The sequence below is a fragment of the Allobosea sp. TAB14 genome (assembly GCF_052113865.1).
Classification (GTDB): Bacteria; Pseudomonadota; Alphaproteobacteria; order Rhizobiales; family Beijerinckiaceae; genus Allobosea; species Allobosea spartocytisi.
The window spans coordinates 1-1,107 of record NZ_JBFRDQ010000391.1 but is presented as its reverse complement, the minus strand read 5'-3'; the positions used below and the strand labels follow the sequence as shown (position 1 = coordinate 1,107).

Genomic DNA, 1,107 nt, shown 5'->3' with positions numbered 1-1,107 from the left:
CATTGTGGCTATCCGGCGACGAGGCCGCGGATCCAGAAACTTTGGTAGCCATCGCGCGGCTTCCTTGGAGTGTCGTGCTGTCGGATCGTTCCGACGAGGGGTTCCTAAGCGGTCTTGAGGTGCCGGAGCCTATTGACGATCCACTGGTGCGTCGCCGCGGCCTTCTGCACATCGTCGACACCGATCCCGCGGACGTGCTCCTGCCGCCCCGACACCTTGCGGTGCTGCTGCTCAACGGCAGAAGCGGACAGCGTCGAACCGGCCTGGCCGCGATCACTCGGCGCCTGACCATGCTGCAAGAGCTGCGCAAGCGATCGGTGCGTCAGCTCGTCGTAGTCGCCGCGGGAGCCTTCGCGATACCGACCGGTCTCACCGACCTCTGGGAAGATGTATCGACGCGCTGACACCTATCCTTCCGGAAGATCTTACCGCCAGTGAGGTCGAGGGGTTCTTCGCTGATCCCGCAGCGTCATGGCGCCCCTACGCGGCGGGTCTGCCGTGGCAACGTGACCCGCGGGCTTGGGAGACGCTCCGCCACCGACTTCGAACGCTCGACAGGACCGGCGTCGAGGCCAATCGCATCCTGTATGTCAGCACCGAACCGGGAGCGGGCGCAACGACGTTCGTGCGTGATCTCGGCTGGAGGGCGGCGGCGGCGGGGTACCCGACCTTGGTGGCGCGAAGAAACCCATCCTCGCCGTCCGGGCTTGAGGTGTCGGGCCTGCTGACGAGACTGATCGGCGCTGATGGCGCGCAGCACGAGGTCGGCCGCCTTTACGAAGTTCCTTGTGTTTTGATCTTCGACCAGAGCGATTGGGCCGGCAGGCTCAATGAACTTCTAAACTTCGCCCGCGAGATCGCGCGCAGCGGTCGCCGGGTCTGCATAGTCCTTCCGATGGGACCACAGGTCGGGATCGACGTTCTGAGCGACTCTAGGTTCGTTGAGCTGGCGATTCTCTCCCACCGCGTCGAGGCGCGGGATGCGCTGAGGCTTGGGGATCACCTGAACCGCTTCCTCGCCCCCCACAATTCGGCGCGAACCGCACAGGAATGGCACGCGTTTTTCAACGCGTCTGCCGTCACGCAGGGCGTCGCTGCCTTCTGGAT

2 pseudogenes are annotated in these 1,107 nt (G+C 64.8%); both read left to right on the top strand.

Going from position 1 to position 1,107, the window contains the following annotated elements:
* A pseudogene (locus tag AB4Y99_RS27875) lies at positions 1 to 404 on the top strand (hypothetical protein); the annotation flags it as partial.
* Positions 314 to 1,107: pseudogene (locus AB4Y99_RS27870) on the top strand (hypothetical protein); the annotation flags it as partial. The pseudogenes AB4Y99_RS27875 and AB4Y99_RS27870, both read left to right, overlap by 91 nt.